Genomic DNA, 1877 nt, shown 5'->3' with positions numbered 1-1877 from the left:
CGTTGTCTTCCAGCTTCTCGGCCGCATAATGGGATACTGCTAGTTGCCCCAATCCCGGCAACGTCTCATAGTCTCTCTCCCACAAATACGTGCGTCCGTTCTTTTCGGTGACGAAGCTGACCTTGGAGGCTCCGTTCTCGTTGATAAAGCTTCCATCCGAAGTATATATATACTTCGTCTCCGGATCGTTTGCCATGGACAGTACTCCGTCCTCGGTAATCTCTACTCGGAACTGCGTTCCACTTTTGGCGTAATAGCCTGCTTGCTTCACTACATCTTGGGGTATCTTGGCCCTAACGGGCTTGCCAAATGATTTGTCCGACTTGATGTTCTTGATCTCTCCCTTTTCCTTGAGCGTTAGCAGCAGCAGTTTGCTTGCCAATAGTTGATCCGTGTCACTGCTACCGCCGGATGATAACACGGCAGCTGCCATCTTTTTCTCAGGAAGCACGACGAGAGAAGCAGAATATGTAGTCAAGTCCCCTCCCTTAGCCAAGCCCTTTATTCCGTATTCATTGAACGGGTATAGCTTCACACTGTCCCAGCCGAGACCGTAATTGTTACTATCATCCGTATCTTCCGGCCAGATGCCTTTTTTGTATTCCTCCTGTTCCATCGCCCGTACCGACTTGTCAGAAAGGATATTGTTTGCCTGTCCCATAAATATTTGCGAGAATCGCACCATATCTTCTGCCGTGGAGTTAATCCCTCCTTCGGCGATCGCATTAACAAAAATATCTGGAAGCTGCCCTTGGTAATCCGGGACATAGAACCCAGCAAGCTTGCTGTCTTTCAATTTGTCCTGCGGTGTCTTCGTATGATTCATCTGCAATGGTTCTGTGAAATATTGATGAATAAATGCGGTGAAGCTCATGCCGCTGACTCTTTCAACTAGAATCTCGGCAAGCATAAAGCCGCTATTGCAATACACCGAGTACGCTCCAGGGTCCGCCTGCAAGGTCTGGTCGGACAATGTCTGCAGAAATGTATCATGGGCATAGGTGTCATTATCCTCGAACAAAAATTCGTCCGTAGATCCAGTACCTCGCAGACCGGAGGAGTGGTTCAACAGCATGCGCGGAGTAATGCGCTTATACCGTTCGTCCTTCATCTTGAAATCGGTTATATACTGGACAACGGGAGTATCCAGATCGATTTCCCCTTTGTCTACCAATTCCATGACGGCCGCGGCCCCAAATACTTTGCTGACCGAACCGATACCGTACAATGTATCCTTGGTCAGCGGCTTATCGTTCTTGCCCGTCTGGCCGGATACAGTGATCTTTCCATTGTCAATCAGCGCATACTGAACGCTAATTGTATCGGTGGATTCGATTAGCAAGGCAGCCTTCTCAGCAGCAGTTTTCCCCAATCCTTGGCTATCCGCAAGCGCAGGGGCGACGCTGGAAGCCATTGCTCCAGCTGGTGCAATCATAGTCAACGCAAGTGTAGCGGATAGCACCCAAGAAAGTCTTTTTTTCATATAAAGATCCTCCATATAAACTCAAAATGGTAAGTGATGAAAATCCCTTTCCTTTTAGTCCTCTCCTTTCCTTTTATCAATAGCTAAATTTCATAAAACTTAGAAACAGTTGGTACACAAAACCAAAAACTAACCGATCGGTCAGTTATATCTTAACTGAAACTAACCGATCGGTCAATAATTTTGTTTTATGCTATAATAACTGAAGAAAATGGGACAACCATTCTAGGAGGAACGGTAATGATAGATGGTAGAGAACAAAAGGGGAACAAAACAAAAGAAGCTTTATTAGACGCTACAATCACTTTTATTTATGCTGATGTGTTAATGAGTGAAGCACTGGAACAAATTTATCAAGAAGCGAAGGAACCGGATTCTTTTGCAGATATTATGT

1 protein-coding gene is annotated in these 1877 nt (G+C 45.8%); it reads right to left on the bottom strand.

Annotation, left to right across the window (positions count from 1 at the left end; translation table 11 throughout):
• Positions 1-1483 (bottom strand): serine hydrolase domain-containing protein (locus tag AMS66_RS19805; protein ID WP_236703534.1); only part of this gene is annotated, 1483 nt, incomplete at its 3' end.
• Positions 1484-1877 lie beyond the last annotated feature (394 nt).

It is taken from the genome of Paenibacillus xylanivorans (assembly GCF_001280595.1).
In the GTDB taxonomy this organism is placed as follows: Bacteria; Bacillota; Bacilli; order Paenibacillales; family Paenibacillaceae; genus Paenibacillus; species Paenibacillus xylanivorans.
Note: the sequence above shows the minus strand (reverse complement) of the source record. Positions and strands in the feature narration are given on the sequence as shown.